At 45.4% G+C, this 19,289-nt stretch carries 12 protein-coding genes; 3 read left to right on the plus strand and 9 right to left on the minus strand.

Features of this window, described 5'->3' with window-relative positions; genetic code table 11:
* Positions 1–127: 127 nt before the first annotated feature.
* The 3 genes from QUA62_RS08715 to QUA62_RS08725 all read right to left on the minus strand — a co-directional run bounded on the left by QUA62_RS08715 (position 128) and on the right by QUA62_RS08725 (position 4,504).
* The gene (locus tag QUA62_RS08715; protein WP_333403452.1) at positions 128–1,606 is read right to left on the minus strand and encodes a TldD/PmbA family protein; all 1,479 of its coding nucleotides are present in this window, start codon (positions 1,604–1,606) and stop codon (positions 128–130) included.
* A gap of 306 nt (positions 1,607–1,912) precedes the next feature.
* A complete protein-coding gene (locus QUA62_RS08720; RefSeq protein ID WP_333403453.1) occupies positions 1,913–3,217 on the minus strand; it encodes an aspartate aminotransferase family protein in 1,305 nt (434 codons plus the stop codon).
* A gap of 249 nt (positions 3,218–3,466) precedes the next feature.
* Complete coding sequence (locus tag QUA62_RS08725) at positions 3,467–4,504, minus strand: adenosine deaminase (RefSeq protein ID WP_333403454.1); 1,038 nt, start codon at positions 4,502–4,504, stop codon at positions 3,467–3,469.
* A gap of 255 nt (positions 4,505–4,759) precedes the next feature.
* On the opposite strand from QUA62_RS08725, the gene QUA62_RS08730 reads away from it, so the two are divergent.
* The 3 genes from QUA62_RS08730 (at position 4,760) to QUA62_RS08740 (ending at position 11,980) form a co-directional block, all read left to right on the plus strand.
* Positions 4,760–6,097, plus strand: a complete 1,338-nt coding sequence (locus tag QUA62_RS08730) for an adenylosuccinate synthase (protein ID WP_333219730.1) — start codon at positions 4,760–4,762, stop codon at positions 6,095–6,097.
* Positions 6,098–6,287: 190 nt separating this feature from the next.
* Positions 6,288–6,893, plus strand: a complete 606-nt coding sequence (locus tag QUA62_RS08735) for a 50S ribosomal protein L25/general stress protein Ctc (RefSeq protein WP_190656458.1) — start codon at positions 6,288–6,290, stop codon at positions 6,891–6,893.
* Between the two features lie 467 nt (positions 6,894–7,360).
* The gene (locus QUA62_RS08740) at positions 7,361–11,980 is read left to right on the plus strand and encodes a tetratricopeptide repeat protein (RefSeq protein WP_333403455.1); all 4,620 of its coding nucleotides are present in this window, start codon (positions 7,361–7,363) and stop codon (positions 11,978–11,980) included.
* A 52-nt stretch (positions 11,981–12,032) separates the two neighbouring features.
* Here QUA62_RS08740 and lhgO read toward each other — a convergent pair whose 3' ends face one another.
* The 6 genes from lhgO to QUA62_RS08770 all read right to left on the minus strand — a co-directional run bounded on the left by lhgO (position 12,033) and on the right by QUA62_RS08770 (position 19,289).
* Positions 12,033–13,244: an L-2-hydroxyglutarate oxidase gene (gene lhgO, locus QUA62_RS08745; RefSeq protein WP_333403456.1), complete on the minus strand. Its 1,212-nt coding sequence runs from the start codon at positions 13,242–13,244 to the stop codon at positions 12,033–12,035.
* Positions 13,245–13,523: 279 nt separating this feature from the next.
* Positions 13,524–15,038, minus strand: a complete 1,515-nt coding sequence (locus tag QUA62_RS08750; RefSeq protein WP_333403457.1) for a B12-binding domain-containing radical SAM protein — start codon at positions 15,036–15,038, stop codon at positions 13,524–13,526.
* Positions 15,039–15,067: 29 nt separating this feature from the next.
* Complete coding sequence (locus QUA62_RS08755; protein WP_333403458.1) at positions 15,068–16,276, minus strand: DegT/DnrJ/EryC1/StrS aminotransferase family protein; 1,209 nt, start codon at positions 16,274–16,276, stop codon at positions 15,068–15,070.
* Positions 16,277–16,429: 153 nt separating this feature from the next.
* Positions 16,430–17,431, minus strand: coding sequence for a glycosyltransferase (locus QUA62_RS08760; RefSeq protein ID WP_333403459.1), 1,002 nt, complete (start codon positions 17,429–17,431; stop codon positions 16,430–16,432).
* Between the two features lie 12 nt (positions 17,432–17,443).
* Entirely contained in the window at positions 17,444–18,511 is a 1,068-nt protein-coding gene (locus QUA62_RS08765) for a transketolase C-terminal domain-containing protein (protein WP_333403460.1), read from the minus strand.
* Between the two features lie 64 nt (positions 18,512–18,575).
* Complete coding sequence (locus tag QUA62_RS08770; RefSeq protein WP_333403461.1) at positions 18,576–19,289, minus strand: CmcI family methyltransferase; 714 nt, start codon at positions 19,287–19,289, stop codon at positions 18,576–18,578.

The raw sequence follows: 19,289 nt of genomic DNA on the forward strand, positions 1-19,289 counted from the left end.
AATTAGGCATTGCGAATTGGGCATTGCGAATTGGGCATTGCGAATTGGGCATTGCAAATTGGGCATTGTTAGCAATGTTAGCAATTAACTAATAACTAAGAACCGATCCCCCATGTCCCATGTCCTATTACCCAATTTGAATATTCCTCACTCGCACCGGTACACAAGCGTGAGTCATCTGAGCAACCTGCATCGGCTCGCCCTTGCCGCATATATTCGTACCGCACTGAACCAGCTCCGAAGCTGGCCCGATGGCATCTATTTGATTCCAGAAATCAGTAGTCATCGCCTGATAAGTTACATCCTTCAACATACCGACAACTTTACCTTTTTCCACCTTCCAAAAAGCATCGCCGCCGAATTGAAAATTGCGCCGCTGCTGGTCTATGGAATAACTACCCATACCGTCGATTAAAATCCCGTCTTCCGTATCCGCAATCATCTCTGCCAAAGTAGCAGTATGGCTGCCGCCATCCGGGCCCGGTTCCAATCCCAAATTGGGAATTCTCACCATCGGCACGCTCGACCAACTGTCAGCGTAAGCAGAACCGTTGCTGCTACCGCGTCCCAGGCGATAAGCCGTCTCTCTGTCAGTGAGATAATCAACTAAAATTCCATCCTTGACAACGTACCAATCTTGTGATTTTACGCCCTCATCATCGTAACCCATTGTACCGCGGCCGCCCGGTTGAGTGCGATCGCACTTAAAATTCACCCAAGGTGCAGCGTATTGCAGTTTATTTAACTTATCAGTAGTAGCAAAGCTCGTGCCAGCAAAATTAGATTCGTAGCCGTAAACCCGGTCTAATTCAGTTGGATGTCCTACTGATTCGTGGATGGTCAAATACAAATTTGTCGGCTTAAGAATCAGGGATTTGCAAATACCAGCAGGGATTTTGGGAGCGCGCACTTTCTCAATAGCTTCGGCGGCAACTCTTTCAACTTGACTCAACAAATCATCGGGATTAATATGTTCGTAACCGATATTAAGTGGCGGGCGTTCGTAACTGCGACTTTGGGCATCGCCGCCCGCAATTGCCGTACAGTCAAAGCCCGGGTAGCTGCGGTAGATTGTTTGTTCGATTAGCGAGCCTTCTGTAGAAGCAAAAACCTTGTCTTCGCGGCTGGACTGCAAAAAAGAATCAGCTTTTTTGATGCCTTGTGCGCCGTGTGCTAGCAGCTTCTCGTTGATAGTTAGCAGCAGTTCAGCTTTCTCAGCAATCGGTACCGAAAAAGGGTCAATGGCGATGGGAGTTACATAGGTATCGACATATTTTTCGACTGGTACTAACCGCACCGGTTCCTTCTGAGTTAAGCGGCTGCCTTTAGCGATTTCTACAGCCAAAGCGACTATTCTTGCAACCTCTGCGGGTGTTTTGCTGTGACTGGCGGCAAACCCCCAAGCGCCGTCTAGAAGCACTCGCACGCCAAAACCGGAACTTACATTATCTGACAGTTGACTTAAAGATCGATCGCGCGCGTAAAGATTCTGCCTTCGGTAAGTGCAAAAACGCACATCACCGTACTCGCAACCTGTTTTACGAATCAAATCTACAGCCAAATTTGCTAACTCATTAGCAGAGATTTTTGCCGTTAATTGCACCATAGTTATTCGTCATTCGTCATTAGTTGTTAATTATTATAGCGCTTTTTAATTATTTGAACGAACCGCGAAGACGCAAAGAGCGCGAAGGAAGAACTGCATCTTCTTCTTTCTCCTCCTTCGCGTCCTTCGCGCCTTCGCGGTTCATTTAGTCTAATATCTTGCACCATTATCCATAGATATTTTATGGGCGGGCAGGATGCCCACCCCACAAGAAATTTACTGTTTGTGGAACAGGCATCTTGCCTGTTAATGTGGAACAGGCATCTTGCCTGTTAAGCGAGAATGGTGGAAAATCTCATTTTAATCTCACTCCATCTCCTGCAAAACCCCGGTCAAAATTTCCACAATGCGATCGATATGTTCCTTCTCAATAATCAACGGTGGCGACAAAGCAATAATATCACCAGTCGTGCGAATTAGCAACCCTTTTTCATAGCACTGCAAGAAACAATCAAAAGCCCGTTTCCCCGGCTTCCCAGCAAGAGATTCTAACTCAATACCCGCCACCAGTCCCAGATTCCGAACATCAATTACGTGCCGCACCCCCTTCAAAGAATGCACCGCATCTTCCCAGTAACCAGCCATCTTATCAGCTCGTTCAAACAGCCTTTCTTCCTCATAAATATCCAGCGTCGCCAAAGCAGCCGCACAAGCCAGAGGATGACCAGAATAAGTATAACCGTGAAAAAGCTCGATCGCATTTTCAGGAGCATTCATAAAAGCATCATAAATGCCTTCTTTGACAAACACCGCCCCCATCGGCACCGTACCGTTAGTTATACCTTTCGCCGCCGTCACAATATCGGGAACCACCCCAAAATATTCCGTAGCAAAACTAGAGCCAAGCCGCCCGAATCCGGTAATTACCTCATCAAAAATCAGCAGAATTCCGTATTTGTCGCAAATCGCCCGCAGTCGCTCCAAATAACCTTTCGGGGGAATCAAAACACCTGTAGAACCAGCCACTGGTTCCACAATTACCGCTGCAATATTAGACGCATCGTGCAAAGCGACAATCCGCTCCAATTCATCCGCCAAATGCGCTCCCCATTCCGGTTGTTTGCGGCTGAAAGCATTGTGTTCGAGGCTGTGAGTGTGAGGCAAATGATCGACTCCCGTCAGCAAACTGCCAAAAAACTTGCGGTTTGTACCGATACCACCGACAGAAATTCCCCCAAAACCAACGCCGTGATAGCCGCGTTCCCTACCGATCAATCTTTGGCGAGTTCCTTCACCTTTCACCCGGTGATAAGCAATCGCAATTTTTAACGCTGTTTCAACAGATTCCGAACCCGAATTAGTAAAGAAAACGCGATCGAAATTGCCCGGAATCATCTTTACCAAACGTTCCGCTAATTCAAAAGCGCCCGGATGTCCCATCTGAAAAGCCGGAGAGTAATCCAAACGCAAAACCTGCTGTTTAACTGCTTCGGCTATTGTCTCGCGGGCGTGTCCTGCATTCACGCACCACAGACCAGCAGTACCATCTAAAATTGAGCGGTTATCATCGCTTGTAAAGTGCATATCTTTTGCCGAAACCAATATTCGCGGATTGGCTTTAAACTGTCGGTTGGCAGTGAAGGGCATCCAGTAAGCGTCCATATTTGTCATCGTTTTTTTATTTTTTTATATTGATGATTCTGCCTCCAAACTATAACTTGCTATCGATTGCAGAGCGCCCGACACTTATTATAATTTTACAAACATCTCTTTTAAACGAACCGCGAAGACGCAAAGAGCGCGAAGGAAGAGAAGAAAGAGGTTTTTTTCATTTTCAAGTAGAGTCTTTGCCTGAAGACATCTACCTATCTTCTTCTTTCTCTTCCTTCGCGCCTTTGCGGTTAATTAAATAGATATTCTTTAATTAACGATCGCCTCCACAGACTCATGCTGCAACAAACCAGTTAGCATTTTCACTGGCCGCTCCCCGTAGGGCCACGCGAAAGCATGGCGGAAAGCGGCATCTTGACACGCTTGCAATTGCCGAAAATCAATGATATCCAAAGTTAACAAATTCTCGTACTCAAAAGGCAGTCGCACGTTGTGCAATCCCGCGTTGTCGGTGCAAATGGCAATATCGACGCCAGCTTCAAAACATCGATCGAACACAACCTTCAATTCGCGCATATCCTGCAACGTCCCCGTTTTGAGATAGGTAGTCGGGCAAACCTCCAAGCATTGACCCCTGCGCGCGACTTCTGGCAGCAGTTCGGGATATTTTAAGGGAATTTGAATCCCGTGGCCGATACGCATCAGATAGGGCAGAAGTTCGGGATAACAGCCAGAGGTAGTTTCGTAGAGGTGGCCGGTAGTTTTGATGCCGATCGACCTCGCATACTGGTACAATCCGACAAACTCGTCCAAACGCTCGCCAATACAATCATCGCCACCAGCTATATCGATCGCGCAAACATATTCTCCCATTTGCGCCGCCAAATCTACGATCGCCCGATTCACTTCATAAGGCAAACGCGAGTGCATACACAAAATTTGGCTGGTAACAATCGGACAATCGCTAATTTGACTTGCCTTGCCCACAACCTTTACAATTTCTGCCATCAAATCAATGCGTTCTGACTGATTCAAATGTTCTGGAGTCCGCAAATAAGGCGTATAGCGCAACTCCAAATAAGCCAGATTTTCAAACACGTAAGCGCCCCGCATCAACCGATAGATAAAATAAGGCAAAGTCTCAACAGTTTGAACGCTTTCTACCAGTGTGTGCAGTTCCAAATACTCATTGAGAGTATTGCGCGGACGAGTGTAAAACTCCTCAAACTCCGAGTATTCTTGAAATCGATTAACCATCTCAGCATTGTGGCGATCGAAATACCGCCACAGCACCCTAGGAACGACAGAACCACCCAGATGGCGGTGCAACTCAGCGTGTAAAGTCATGGCAAAAAAGCCTCAATTTTCTCGATTGTAACAAAAATTAATTTGACCGAAAGCAATTGGGTCTGTTGCCCCCGGACTCGTCTGTGGATCGGCTCTCACTAATTTGCCTAGCCGATCGACCTGTGAACCAATGTATCCGTGGCGTAGCCTCTAAAATCTAAAATCCTAAATCTAAAATTTAAAATAGATTGACATTTTGGACGCATTCATACATAATCGGAGATTGTGTCAACCTGAACTGAACGCGAGAAACCCTTGGCTAACGTAGTTGTGATCGGCGCCCAGTGGGGCGATGAAGGAAAAGGCAAAATTACCGATTTGCTCAGCAAATCCGCAGATATCGTTGTCCGCTACCAAGGGGGCGTCAACGCGGGTCACACCGTGGTAGTTAACGGTCAGACTTTCAAGCTGCACTTAATTCCGTCGGGGATTCTCTACCCTGATAAAGAGTGTATCATCGGCTGCGGCACGGTCATTGACCCCAAAGTTTTAATTGCAGAGTTAGATCAGTTAGAGGCACTGAATATTTCGACGGCCTCGCTGATGATTTCGGAAACTGCTCACGTAACGATGCCCTATCATCGATTAATTGATGTAGCATCGGAAACCCAGCGGGGAAATTATAAAATCGGGACGACGGGACGCGGCATTGGCCCTACTTACGCCGACAAGTCCGAACGCACTGGCATTCGGATGCTCGATTTAATGGACTTGGAAGGGTTGCAAGAACAACTGGAATGGACGATTAATTGTAAAAATGTCCTTCTCGAAAAACTCTACAATTTGCCGCCTTTAAATCCGCAAGATGTAATTGATGAATATCGAGTTTATGCCGAGCGTTTGCGACCGCACGTAGTAGATAGTTCCCTGAAGATTTATGAGGGACTTCACAAGCGGAAAAATATTCTGTTTGAAGGCGCCCAAGGCACTTTATTAGACTTAGACCACGGCACTTATCCTTACGTTACTTCGAGCAATCCCATCGCAGGCGGTGCTTGTGTGGGAACCGGAGTCGGCCCAACAGCGATCGATCGCGTAATTGGCGTAGCAAAAGCTTATACAACCCGCGTCGGAGAAGGCCCCTTCCCTACCGAAATGGTAGATGGAATAGGCGCAATTTTGGGCGAGAGAGGTGCAGAATTCGGCACGACAACGGGCAGAAAACGCCGCTGCGGTTGGTTCGATGCGGTAATCGGCCGCTACGCAGTCCGCATCAACGGCCTTGACTGTCTGGCAATTACCAAACTCGATGTTTTGGATGAATTAGAAGAAATTAAAGTTTGCGTTGCTTACGAAATTGACGGCGAACGCTGTGTTGATTTCCCGAAAAGTTCCCGGATATTTACTCGCTGCAAACCTATTTACGAAACCGTTCCCGGTTGGAAACAGTCTACGGAAGAGTGCCGGAATTTGGAAGATTTACCGCCGCAAGCATTGGATTATCTAAAGTTTTTGGCCGACTTGATGGAAGTGCCGATCGCAATTGTTTCTCTCGGTGCGAGCCGCGACCAAACTATTATTGTAGAAGACCCGATTCACGGCCCGAAACGCGCTTTGCTTTCAGCAGACGGCCATCCCGCCAAACCATTTTAGGTTGGAGAGTTTAGATTGGGAAAGATTGATGGGGAGATTGGGAGAGTTGAAGAGGCAGAGATTCGGAGAATAGCCAAATTCGCAATTCCCAATTCCCAATTATTATCAAATATTCAGCGAATTTAATTAACTTCGATCGCTGTAGCATAAATTTGATAAAATGTAAAAACAATCAACAGAAAGTCATAAAATGGAACTCGCAGTAGAATGTCAAAAGCGGGCAGAAGGCAGCAAACCTAACGCCCTCCGCCGCTCTGGATTGATTCCCGCCGTCCTCTACGGCCACAAAGGCTCTGAATCTATTTCCCTTACCATCAAAGCCAAAACAGTTGAACACCTGCTCAAAAAGCACGTAGTCAACAATACCCTAATTGACCTCAGCATTCCCGACCTCTCTTGGAGCGGAAAAACCTTGCTGCGGGAAGTTCAAGTTCATCCTTGGAAAGGCTATCCTTACCACCTGAGCTTTTTCTCCGTGGCGACTCAAGACAGCCTGGAAGTTGAATTGTCACTGCGTTTTGTCGGCGAACCAGTCGGCGTCAAGTTAGAAGGCGGCATCTTGGATACCGTGCTGACGCAACTGGCAGTTAAGTGCAAACCTGACAGCATTCCTGAAGCAATTGAAGTAGATATTTCTAATTTAAAGCTAGGGGATGCGGTGCACATTCACGAATTAGTTTTGCCTGAGGGAGTGGTAGCTCTCGGCGAACCAGATCAGGTGGTTGTTACGGTGCTGGGAATTCAAGCAGGTTCTGAAGCCGAAGACGCAGAAGAAGACGCAGAGGCAGCAGCTTGATTAGTAATTGCTAATAGTTGTTAACTAATTGTTGAAAAAAAAAGGGCGATCGCTTTCTCCCAAAAGGGCGATCGTTTTTTGCTAAAAAGGCTATTCTCGTTTGGGTGGGCTCGCACATTTTGCGCCGTTTGTAATATTTTTTAGGCGGGCTCCCTTGCCCAGTCCACAAGAAAGCCTCGCACAAGCAAGAACCGGCATGGTTTACTTTACTTTACAAAACGGGCGATAGTCAGGAGCTACACAAGTCGCCACTGGCGCGCAAATCAGCCAGAAACCGGGCTGATTCTTACATATTTAGCACTCAAATCAAAAAAATCATTGGAAAACGCGGTTAATCGATAGCCCCAAGAGTGAAAAAAATTAAGAATTGGGGGAACAAGTCCGGTAATGTTAGTGTCAAACCCGAGTATAATTGTGAAACGTTTAGACTACCCTATTTAATTCCTGCCTCTGGAGCCGCCGCCCCTATGCCATCAACAGTCAATACAGAATCAACAGCGGTTCAATTTAACCAACAGGGAGAAATATACTTATCCCAAGGAAAATTAGAAGAAGCGATCGCATCCTGCGAGCAAGCTTTGAAGATTCATCCCAATTTTGCACCAGCTTACAAGACTTTGGGCAACGCGCTGCAAGCTCAAGGCAGGATGGAAGAGGCACGGCACTGGTACGCTAAAGCGATTGAAATAGAACCGAATTTTGCGGAAGTATACGCGAATTTGGGCAGCCTGGGCGCGCAGCAGCAAAAATGGCAGGAGGCCATCGGATTTTATCAAAAGGCGATCGCGATTAAGCCCAATTTCGCGGGAGTATACCGGAATTTAGCAAAAGTATTTGGACAAATTAGCAAACCGGAAGAAGCCCAGCAGTGCTGGTATCAAGCATTTAGTTTGGAACCGGAAAAAGTAGCGCCTGGGGAACACTTGAATATGGGCGACGCTTTTTTTCGGCAGGAAAAATTCCCAGAAGCGATCGCTTGTTACGATCGCGCCATAAAATTAAATCCTAATTTGCCGCAGGCTTACCAAAATTTGGGCGAAGCGCTCAAAAAACAAGGCAAGTTAGAAGAAGCGACAGCATATTATCGCAAAGCTATTGAACTGAACGCAGCTAATGCGAGAAATGGCAGCGAGGGACAGCAAACTTTAGCGGGTGCCACTGCGAAAAACGGTGCAGTTAAGCAGCAGCCAGCAGCAACCGCAGTTAAGCAGCCAGTGCAGCAGCAAGTGCAGCAGCCAGTACAGCAGCCAGTGCAGCAACCAGTTAATTCTACAATTAATATAGAAGATCCAGAAGCATACAAAATACTGGCAGAAGGCTATTTCGCTCAGGGTAAATTGGAACAGGCGATCGCAGCTTGCAAGAAGGCGCTGCAAATTAAGCCGGAAGCGCCACTTTACAAAATGCTGGGCAACGCGCTGCAAGCTGGCGGAAAAATTGATGAAGCTAAAAGTTGCTATGTCAAAGCAATAGAAATTAACCCAAATTTTGCCGAAGCATATGCTAATTACGGCAGCATTTGCGCGCAGCAAGAACAGTGGCAGCAAGCGGTTTCTGCTTACGAAAAGGCGATCGCCCTGAAACCGGATTTTGCCGGTGCTTTTCGCAATTTTGCAAAACTTTTGACGCAGTTAGGCAAGTCGGAGGAGGCGGCTGAGGCTTGGTATCGAGCATTTGCGATCGACCCCAAGTCTGGCACCGCTGAGGATCACGAGAATTTAGCCAAAACTTTGATCGAGCAAGGTAAGGTACAGCAAGGAATTGACTGTTATCGGCGCGCGGTTGAGTTGAACCCAAATGCTGGCGCAGCTTATCATGAATTGGGCGAAATTCTCAGAAATCAAGAACAGTGGGAAGCGGCGGTAGATGCTTACAGCAACGCTATTAGAAATAATCCCGAACTTTCTTGGTCGCACAACAATTTAGCTGAGTCGCTGGTTAAGTTGGAACGGTGGGAGGAAGCTGTAAATGCCTACCGCAAGGCGATCGAATTAAATCCTGATTTTAGCTGGTCTCACAACAATTTAGCAGATGTGTTGCGGAAGCTGGAACGGTGGGAGGAGGCGGTAAATGCTTACCGCAAAGCAACAGAATTAAATCCAGATTTCAGTTGGTCGCACAACTATTTAGCAGACGCGCTAATTAAACTAGGAAGGTGGGATGAGGCAATCTCGGCTTACCAAAGGTCGATCGAACTCAATCCCGACCATTTTTGGGCGCACAACAATTTAGCAGAAGCGCTGGTGAATTTGGAACGTTGGGATGAGGCGGTTGTTGCCTACCGGCGTGCTAACGAAGTTAATCCGAATTTCTTCTGGTCGCAGAGCAAGTTGGGCGACGTGCTGCTAGAAATGGAAAGGTGGGAGGAAGCGATCGATGTTTACCGACGCGCGGCCGAGTTGAGTCCTGATTTTCCGTGGACTTATTACAACATGGCAACGGCTTTTGAGAAGCTGGAAGGGTGGGATGAGTCGATCGCCGCTTACCGCCGCGCTGCGGAAATTCAGGCTGATTTGCCGTGGCTTTCGCAAAAGTTGGCTGATGCTTTGAGGATGCGATCGCAGTGGGATTTGAAGGAGGCGATGCGTTTGTACCGGCGGGCGATTCAGGAGAATCGTGATGACGTGCAGTTGTATCACAAAGCGCTGGAGATTGCGCCGAATGATGCTGACCTTTATGTTGAGTTGGCGGATGCTTTGGTGCGGCACAGTTGGCCGGATGGGGCGATCGTCTTTTATCAGATGGCGTTGCAGATTCGGCCTGATGACCAGGCTATTTCTGGGCTGTTAGAAGAGGTGTTAAAAAAAAAAGGGGTAAGTAGGGCGGTGTTAGGGGGAAGACGATCCGCTAATGTACCAGAGCGCAGTGCGAGCAAGCTGAATGCTGGGGCTGCCCTGGATTACCGCAAACCAAAAAGGCAACTAGAGGAAGAGAAAGCTTTTTATGGTAAAGTCAAAGAAATAACCTCCTCAACACCCTTACCTCTAGAAAATCCTTACGAGCGCTGGCAGAAGCAAAACGTGCCTACAGGAGATGATTTGCGTCGGATGTCGGGCATGGCTAAAACATTAGAGTATCAGCCTCTATTTAGCATTTTGATGCCGATTTATAACCCACCTGAAGCTTTGCTGCGAGAATCTATTGAATCCGTAATCAATCAGGTTTATCCGCAGTGGGAACTAAGTATAGCTGATGATGCTTCAACCCGGTCTTACGTTAAGTCAGTTCTAGAAGAATATGCTGCTAAAGACGATAGAATTAAACTTGTATTTAGACCTGAGAATGGTCAAATTTCTGCTTGTCTAAACTCTGCTTTAGCCTCCGTAGCAGGAGAATTTATAATCTTATTAGACCACGATGACATTCTGGCACAGGAGGCGCTTTATGAGGTAGCTTCCCTGCTAGAACAGAATCCTGAAGCCGATTTGATCTATTCAGATGAAGATAAATTAGACGAAGAAGGCAGGCTAACTGACCCATTTTTTAAGCCGGATTGGTGTCCTGAGTCGTTTCTATCGCGGATGTACGTTGGTCGTCTAGCAACTTATCGGTGCGCTTTAGTCAATGAAGTTGGTGGGTTTAGAGTAGGTTATGAAGGCAGCCACGATTATGACTTAGCCCTAAAATTAACTGAGAAGACTAATAAAATTTTTCATATTCCCAAAATTCTTTACCACAGGAGAATACCAACGGGCTATGGTGAGAGGGTTTATAGCACTAAGAATACTGAGGAAGCAACACAAAAAGCTTTGAAAGATGCACTGCAACGGCGAGGAGAAAAATATACCAGTATCATCAGTGTGCCTGACTTACCAGGTGCTCATATTATTCGCTATCACATAGCAGATTTCAAGCTGGTCAGTATTATTATTCCGACAAGAAATCTAGGTAATTTCTTGGAGCGGTGTCTTAAATCTATCTTTGAAAACACTACCTACCCGAACTATGAAGTAATTGTCATTGACAATGGTAGTGACGAACCAGAGACAGCAGCAGTAATTTCCGGATGGAAAAGCAAGGAACCTACTCGATTTAAGTGTTACGAGTTAGATATTCCCTTCAATTTTTCTCGACTTAATAACTACGCTGTAGCTCAATCTCAAGGGGATTATTTACTGTTCTTGAATAATGATACAGAAGTTATTACCTCAGATTGGATTGAGGCAATGGTTGAGCAAGTTCAAAAGCCAACAATAGGTGCTGTTGGTGCTAAACTGCTTTACCCAGACAATACAATTCAGCACGCAGGGGTTGTATTGGGACTGCGGAGTATAGCGGATCACACTCACAGGCATTTTGCTGATACAGATTCAGGATATTACGGTCAGATTTCCACTATCAATAATTACTCAGCGGTTACAGGTGCTTGTTTGATGTGTCGCCGGGAGGTGTTTGAAAAAATGGGCGGATTTGACGAACAGTTAGCTGTGGCATTTAATGATGTCGATTTGTGCTTAGAAATCATGCGACGGGGGTACCGAAATGTTTATCTACCTCATGTTGTTTTGTATCATTACGAATCAAAAAGTCGGGGAATAGAAGATTCTGCTGAAAAACAGCAACGCTTTATGAAGGAACACGAAACAATGAAGCAAAGGTGGAAAGAGATTATTGACTGCGATCCTTGTTACAATATTAATTTAACCAGAACTAGAGACGATTATACTTTAAGGGTTTTCTCCAATTTGAAAATTCATGTTTACGAACCCAAACACCCTTCAAAACTATTGTTAGCATCTGCTGTAGATTCACCCAAAGCGGGAATACAGTTAAATGTTAGTATGATTTATTTTGGTGGCTGGGTAATAGGTAAAGCCTCTCCAGCAACTAAAATAGAGTTAATATCTTCGGCTCAAACTATCCGAGAAATTCCTGTTGGTCTACATCGACCGGATGTGGGTCAAGTTCATGGAAATTCATCTTGGGCTGAAAACTCGGGTTTTTGGGCAGAAGTGGAGTTAATCGAAATACCACGCGAAGCTGAACTACTTTTACAGGTTGTTCTTGAAGATGGAAGTCGGGTGCCGTTAACGGTGGTGTGCTTTGAGGAGTTATTGACTCAAAATAAAATTACTGAATTGCCCTGACATATTGCTTGAATTTTTCAAAGACTACTGACAATGAATGGTTGTAATCTTGTCAAAATACTTGATGTGCGATCGCCTCCCCAATGGCTAAAGAAGCAGTAGCCGCAGGCGAAGGAGCATTGCAAACATGAATTGCTTTCTCCCCTCTGACTAACAAAAAATCATCCACTAAGCCACCCTCCTTTGTCAAGGCTTGGGCTCTTACACCTGCATGGGTGGGAACCAAATCATCAGCTTGGACTTCAGGAATCAATTTTTGTAGACTCCTCACAAAAGCAGCTTTACTGAAAGAGCGAACCATTTCTTCCAGCCCAACTCCCGCATATTTAGCCGCTAATTTCCAGAAACCAGGGTAGGTGAAAACTTCAGCTAGGTCGCGCAGGTTGATGTCCGTTTTCTGGTAGCCTTCTCGCTTGAGGCTAAGGACAGCGTTAGGGCCTGCGTGGACACTACCGTCAATCATGCGCGTAAAGTGAACACCTAAAAAAGGAAAATTGGGGTTGGGAACTGGATAAATCAAGTGCTTGACAAGGTAACGCTTTTCTGGTCTCAATTCATAATACTCTCCTCGGAAAGGTACGATCTGAACTTGCGGGTCAACTCCACCGAGTTTGGCAACGCGATCGCTAAACAGTCCCGCACAATTAACTATAAACTTAGCCGGGAAGGAACCTTGACTCGTTTCGAGTACATAACCCTGCGAAGTAGGCACGATTGCCATAACTTTAGTAGATAGCCGAAGTTCCCCACCCCTACTGGCAACGAGTTCAGCATACTTTTGGCAAACTTGCCTATAATTCACAATTCCTGTACTTGCAACTCGGATACCTGCTAAACAACTGATATGAGGTTCAATTTCCTTAACTTCTTCAGCCGTAACTTTCCCTAGATTCAACCCATTCGCTAAACCCCGTTCGTAAAGGTTCTCTAAAAGAGGCAATTCTTCCGGACTTGTTGCTACAATAATCTTTCCGCAGATTTCATAATCAATCCCATGCTTTTGACAGAATTCAATCAATAAATGATTCCCCTCCCGACACAATTTTGCTTTTAAACTATCCGGTTTGTAGTAAATGCCGGAGTGAATCACCCCACTATTATTTCCTGTTTGGTGTGCCGCCCAAGTTGACTCTTTTTCTACCACTAAAATTCTGGTATCTGGATAACGATGACCTAAAGCCATTGCCGTCGATAATCCAACTATTCCGCCACCAATCACGGCGAAATCATATTGATATGTACTAGGAAGATCCGAAGATATCATAACAATAATTATTTAAAAATATTGACAGGTATTAACCTATGCTATCATGTCCGGTAAATCATTTACTATAAACGTTTCATTGTCATGCTGAGTGGAACCCCGTATAGCGAAGCATATGGGAGATTCTTCTGTCCCTTCGCTTCACTCAGGACTCAGAATGACAACTATTCAAGCGGACTTGATATCATTAGCAGAGCCAAGTCCGGCTACGCAGACTTCAAGTTTTAGGGTCCATTCACCTCATCTCGCCAAAGAAGATGAGGTGATTGAGCCAACGATCTAAACGGCTACTAAATGTTTCCGTTCCAGTTTGTGAGAAGCCATCTCTCGAATATGCGCTGCCGTTTCCGGCCCAAACTTCTGAGTAATCATTTCCAAATACTTCGGACTATTAAAATAGACCTGGAAAGCATGATCTCGGAAGCGCAAAACTTCAGATGCCGGCAAATATTTAGTAGGCAAAGGCAGGGTGTCTACAGAATGCTGAGAATAACCGCTCCAACTTTCCGGCAACTGCCACCCTTCCTTAAGAGCCATATTGTACAATTGGGAACCCGGATAAGCCATCGTCGAGTAAAAATTAGCAAACTCGCAATTGAGATCGAGAGCTAAATCAAGCGTCTCCTGCATCGTCTCCAAGTCATCTTCTGGCAAGCCAAAAATGTAATTGCCAATTACATTAATGCCCGCATTTCTGACCTTAGAAATCGTTTTGTAAATATCCTCTTGACCAACACCTTTCTGTACGTCGTCCCGCACCCGATCGCTCGCAGCTTCAATCCCAAAAGCCAGCCAATTAAAACCAGCCCGTTTCAGCTTGTCCAACATCTCATCCCTGACAGTATCCACCCGCGCGTAAGCCCAGATATTAAGGTCGTAACCCCGCTCAATAATCAAGTCACAGATACCCAAAACGTGCTTGGGATTAAGCACGAACATTTCATCCGCAAACTTGATATTCCGCACCCCGTATTTATTCACCAGAATCTCAATTTGGGAAATTACGTGTTCTGGACTCCAGAAGCGATAGCTATTGGTAATGTCCCTATATCCCAACTCTTTCTCGCCAGTCTTAAACGGTGCTTGGATGCAGCAAAAACTGCAATGGAAAGGACAGCCCAAAGTTGTGTAAATAGCAGCATAAGGTTCGCGCACTAGGCCATCAAAACAGTGCCAATTGTGCGCTCGATACTTCTCCATCGGCAGCAAATCCCAGGCAATTCCGGGCATTTTTTCTTCTACATTCATCAGCAGCGGTGCGGGAGGATTTGCCTTAACTTCCTTGCCCTCCCAATACCACAAACCGCGCACTTTACTGTAATCTGGCGCGTCTGATTTTAGGGCTGCCAGCAATTCTAGCATTGTATAAAGCCCTTCTCCGGCTGCTACAAAATCAGTGTTTTCTTCCCGTAGCGATCGCTCTGGCAAAGATGCGACGTGACCACCAACTAAAAGTACCTTTAAATCCGGTGAAATCTGGTTGATTGCGGTGCAAACTGCACTAGCTCCCGGCATTACTTGGGTAGATGCTGAGGGTTGTTGACCATATACAACTACAGCCGTCAAAACAGGGTTTAACTCAGCTATTTTCTCTGCCGTTTCCTGCGGACTTAACTCCTCGGCAGTAGCATCGATAATTTTAACTGAAAAACCGTGATTCCGAACAAAAGTTGCCATCAAACCAGCCCAAACAGGTGGCTCGACGGCAGCTAGGGTAGAGCTGAGAGATTGGTAGATTTTGGCTCTATTTCCAGGGTTGACGAGTACCAAATCTAACTTATTTTCGCTAGTCATTATTGCCTCCTATTTGGGCTTTACTAACACTACTGTTTGTTTAAAAGAGAACACAATTCACAAATTTTCTCTTTTTCCAATCCCGGATAATTGCCAATGTAAAAGCCGTAAAAATGGACGTGATCTACCTTAGTAAAGTCAGCCAAATCAGCCTCGCCCAAAACCTTTTTCAAATAAGGCTGGCGCAATTGATTTCCTCCCCCCGCCGTTCCCCTGCGAAACTCAACGCCTTGTTGGCGAAGTGCCTGCATCACCTTGTCGCGGAGGGCGGTATCTGGCTGCTTCAATATTAGCGTAAAAGCATAATTGCAACTGCCTTCGGTTTCAAAATCAGTCTCGTACTTGTCGGGGTCTAAGTTTTGCAGAAACAGTAACAAGTTCTCAGTTCTAATTTTATTATTTTCATCCAGCCTCTTGAGTTGCGAGCGCCCAATCACCGCATTAATTTCTGTACTCCTGACATTATAGGCAGGAAAAGCAAAAATAAAGTCAGGATTGAGGTCAGGATGCTTATCGTAATAAGACTGCTTCAACTCATCCGAAGTTGACTCCCGCACCATGCCGTGAGAGCGAAACATCCGCAGCATTTGGTACAGGTTGCTGTCATTGGTACAAATCATGCCCCCTTCTATTGTACTCATGTGATGAGCGTAATAAAAAGAGAAATTAGACATCAGCCCAAACGCTCCTAATTTCCGCCCCTGAAAAGTTGCCCCGTAGGACTCGCAGACATCTTCAATCAGGGGAATGTTCCGCGCCTCTAACTCATCTAACAAGCGTTGGTTTAGGGCATTGTAACCGAGGACGTGGGTTAAAAAGACGGCTTTCGTCTGCGGGGTAATTTTCTCCATTACCTGGTCAATATCCATGCCCAGCGTGCGGGGGTTGATGTCAACAAATACAGGCTTTAAACCCGCTTGAATTACTGAGGCGATATCCGATACCCACGTCAGCGTCGGTACGATAACTTCCCCTACGCCGTAAGTCTCTCGCAGAGCACACATCGTTACCTGGTTAGCTGAAGAGCCTGAGTTAACAAATACACTATACTTGACTCCAAGCCATTCTGACCATTCTTGCTCAAAAGCTTGCACCTGCTTAGATTGAGTTAAAATCGGGTCGTCTTGCTGGAGAAATTCGATAACCGCATCTAAATCAGCCCTTGTGATGTTGTTTTGCATCAAAGGCATTTTTAGAGAGGGATTAGTTGTTAACTGGTTGGCTGATTTGTCAAGCATTGTTATTGTTGGAAAGTTAGGGATAATACGTTCACCTTTAAATATGCCATAATCTAGAGACTTATCCAAAAATTAGGTTTTTATCTAAGCCTACTAAAGGTTTCAGGTTAATTGGGGGAGAAATCTAGGGTCAGACAGCAAAGTAGAGTAATATCAGAAAATTTCAAATTCGCGTTTGCCAAGAAATTGTAGTTGCGGTAATTTCGGCATCATGTTAATCTTGCATAAAATGGTTTTCCAAAAAGTATAACCTGTATATTTCTCTTGGGCTTTTTGATGACCATTAGCTGCAATCGACATTCGCTCCGCCTCATGTTCTAAATAGTATTTGGCTTTATCTACTAGATCAGCCTCACCTGTGAATGGCACGTAGTCAACCATTGGCTCAAACCATTTTGCTGTTTCAGGATTCTCAGATTCTAGCAGCATCGCACCGCATAATGTAGCCTCAAATATGCGACCTTTGTATTGACTCTGAGCAGTGCCGAAATTAAGCGCAATTTGCGATCGCTTGTAGAGCAAGGCATACTCTTCAACAGATACTCTCTCCTCTCTCTGCCCTCCTTTTTGGTATAGATTAATGCCATTTTGTTGCAAAGCCCTAATCCCAGCTAACCTGTCTGGGCGACCGGATCTACTTCCCACAAGGCTGATACCGATATCCCGGTTGAGATTAGGATTACTAAATAGACAGGGATCTTGCGGTGTCCACATTGGAAGATACTTTTCTGGCTGATTTGTGCGCTTAAGGTATGCGGTGGTTGAATCTAATACTACATTTAGATCAATGAAGGGTACGACTGACTCGGCCCAGTCCATAACACAGTCGGCTACTGTGTCAAACCAAATTGCGACCATCGGTATTTGTAACTTGCTCCGAATTAAATTCAGCGTTTCTAATTTGGGATACATTGGATACCTTGGAAACCAACTTAAGACGAGTATGTCTGGCGGAGAATCAGTGCATTTATTGACTAGCGCCTCATCGCAAGCCAGGTCGTGCAACAAGAAGTATTCGTCACCGTAAAAAACATCGTGCGTACCCAGCAGAGAAGATTTAAAGGAACCACATAGATTATGTTCGTTGTTAGTCGGGCCGCAGTTAGGATTGCAGTCGCACCACTTTTCTGCAACAAATAATAAGTGTGGCTTCATAGGTCAACTCTGTTAAAACGGCCCTTTAAATTCAATATCTTTCAAATCTGCCCGCTCTACAGGCAACCAATCATTATTGCCTTTTACTAACTCGTAGGCCGCACCAGCAATCGTGCGCCCATTAGGATAGAAATGCGCCTCCAAACTAGGAGTTGTCGGACACGTAACGGGGGCAAATCCCATGCGACGCACCCGCAAGTCGCACACCCCTTGCAAGCGTTCCATTACCTGGGCAATAATTTCAGCACTCGCCCCACACGATGTCCAATCACTATCTACGACGCAAAGTTTGCCAGTTTTACGCACCGATTCAGCAATAGTCTCAATATCCAAAGGACTTAACCAAATCGGGTCAATTACCTCTGCACTAATGCCCACTTCTTCCAGATAGCGTTGGGCCCGCAGGCACTCGATTTGCATATAGGAAATGCCAACTAAAGTGATATCTTTGCCGACAGCAGTGATCCGCGCTTTTCCCGGAAGTACCGTATAATCGGACTCCGGTACTGGCCCTTTTTGGAAGTGCAGGATGCGGTGTTCAACATAAATCACTGGGTTGCCGTCGCGGATGGCAGCAATTAAACAGCCTTTAGCATCATAGGGCGTTGTTGGTGCCACGACTTTGAGGCCGGGAACGTGCATAAAAAAGGAGTAAAGTCCTTGAGAATGTTGCGCTCCCTGTCCCCAGCTTTTACCAATCATTGCTCGCACCACCACTGGTACAGATACTTGTCCGCCGTACATATAACAGCTTTTAGCTGCTACGTTAACTAACTGGTTCATGGACAACATTAAGAAGTCCATTCGGATGTGAACGTGAATAGGTTTTAAACCCGCTAAAGCCATGCCGATCGCAGCCCCGGTCATGGCATCTTCCGAAAGGGGAGTTCCAAATACTCGTTCATGCCCGTATTTCTCCAGCAAACCTTTGGTAGTTCCTTGGATGGCTTTCGGGTCATCCACATCTAAACCAAATACAATTACTGAAGCATCTTGCGCCATTTCTTGATCGGTTGCCTCAGCAATAGCTTCTACATAGGATAGGCTTCTAGCAGTTGCTTCAGATGTTTTGAAAAGCATGGGTGGTTTGTTTAGTTTAGCTTCGACTTCAACTCAATATTTTTTTCAGCGATAGCTGCTGGATTTAATCCTCTAAAAATGGAGAATTAAATAAACAGGGCTCAGCTAGGTCGGGAGTTACTTCATAATAACTAATACCGACGCTTTGGCTGTAAATGATATGCTTCATGTGTCTTTTTTTTCCATCTATTTCTCCACGGTCTAGTTTGCGGATAAATGGAGTTACTTCATAAGCACTACAAGCGCTATCATGGAAAGCTACTATTCCCCCAGGACAAACTAAATTGTGATAGAGTAACCAATCAGACAATACAGCCGGGTAAGAATGATCCCCATCTATAAACAAAACGTCTATACCATTACTTAATCGGGAATATACTTGGTTGACTATATCAGGGCTATGGGACATCCCGATAATTAATTCACTTTTCTCTTCTTCGCAATTTTCTTTATCAAATTTTTTCAGGTTTTCCAGAAACCTTGTTACTAGAAAGTCGTGCATTTCGATGGTAACAACTTGAGAGAAAATATCTCGCCATAACTTGTGCGTACTCCCATTAACGCCTAAACCGATTTCTAGTATGCTGCCGCGCAGTCTTTTAGCTACCAATATTTCAACGAAAGCAAAAATCTCTTTCCTAACCTGTTGTATTCCATGAGCAACTTGTGTTCCCACAATAAAATCTTCAGGAACATATTTTTCCGGTCCAAATTGAGCTACCCAAGCATCTAAATTGCGGAAAACACTCTCAACTAATTCTTGATTTTTATGCCTCAT

The organism is Microcoleus sp. MON1_C1, from assembly GCF_036701945.1.
Lineage (GTDB): Bacteria > Cyanobacteriota > Cyanobacteriia > Cyanobacteriales > Microcoleaceae > Microcoleus.

Excerpts from the sequence above, each read along its gene's own strand:
- QUA62_RS08715 (WP_333403452.1), bottom strand. The coding sequence starts at position 1,606 with ATGGTGCAATTAACGGCAAAAATCTCTGCTAATGAGTTAGCAAATTTG.
- QUA62_RS08720 (WP_333403453.1), bottom strand. The coding sequence starts at position 3,217 with ATGACAAATATGGACGCTTACTGGATGCCCTTCACTGCCAACCGACAG.
- QUA62_RS08725 (WP_333403454.1), bottom strand. The coding sequence starts at position 4,504 with ATGACTTTACACGCTGAGTTGCACCGCCATCTGGGTGGTTCTGTCGTT.
- QUA62_RS08735 (WP_190656458.1), top strand. The coding sequence starts at position 6,288 with ATGGAACTCGCAGTAGAATGTCAAAAGCGGGCAGAAGGCAGCAAACCT.
- QUA62_RS08740 (WP_333403455.1), top strand. The coding sequence starts at position 7,361 with ATGCCATCAACAGTCAATACAGAATCAACAGCGGTTCAATTTAACCAA.
- lhgO (WP_333403456.1), bottom strand. The coding sequence starts at position 13,244 with ATGATATCTTCGGATCTTCCTAGTACATATCAATATGATTTCGCCGTG.
- QUA62_RS08750 (WP_333403457.1), bottom strand. The coding sequence starts at position 15,038 with ATGACTAGCGAAAATAAGTTAGATTTGGTACTCGTCAACCCTGGAAAT.
- QUA62_RS08755 (WP_333403458.1), bottom strand. The coding sequence starts at position 16,276 with ATGCTTGACAAATCAGCCAACCAGTTAACAACTAATCCCTCTCTAAAA.
- QUA62_RS08760 (WP_333403459.1), bottom strand. The coding sequence starts at position 17,431 with ATGAAGCCACACTTATTATTTGTTGCAGAAAAGTGGTGCGACTGCAAT.
- QUA62_RS08765 (WP_333403460.1), bottom strand. The coding sequence starts at position 18,511 with ATGCTTTTCAAAACATCTGAAGCAACTGCTAGAAGCCTATCCTATGTA.
- QUA62_RS08770 (WP_333403461.1), bottom strand. The coding sequence starts at position 19,289 with ATGAGGCATAAAAATCAAGAATTAGTTGAGAGTGTTTTCCGCAATTTA.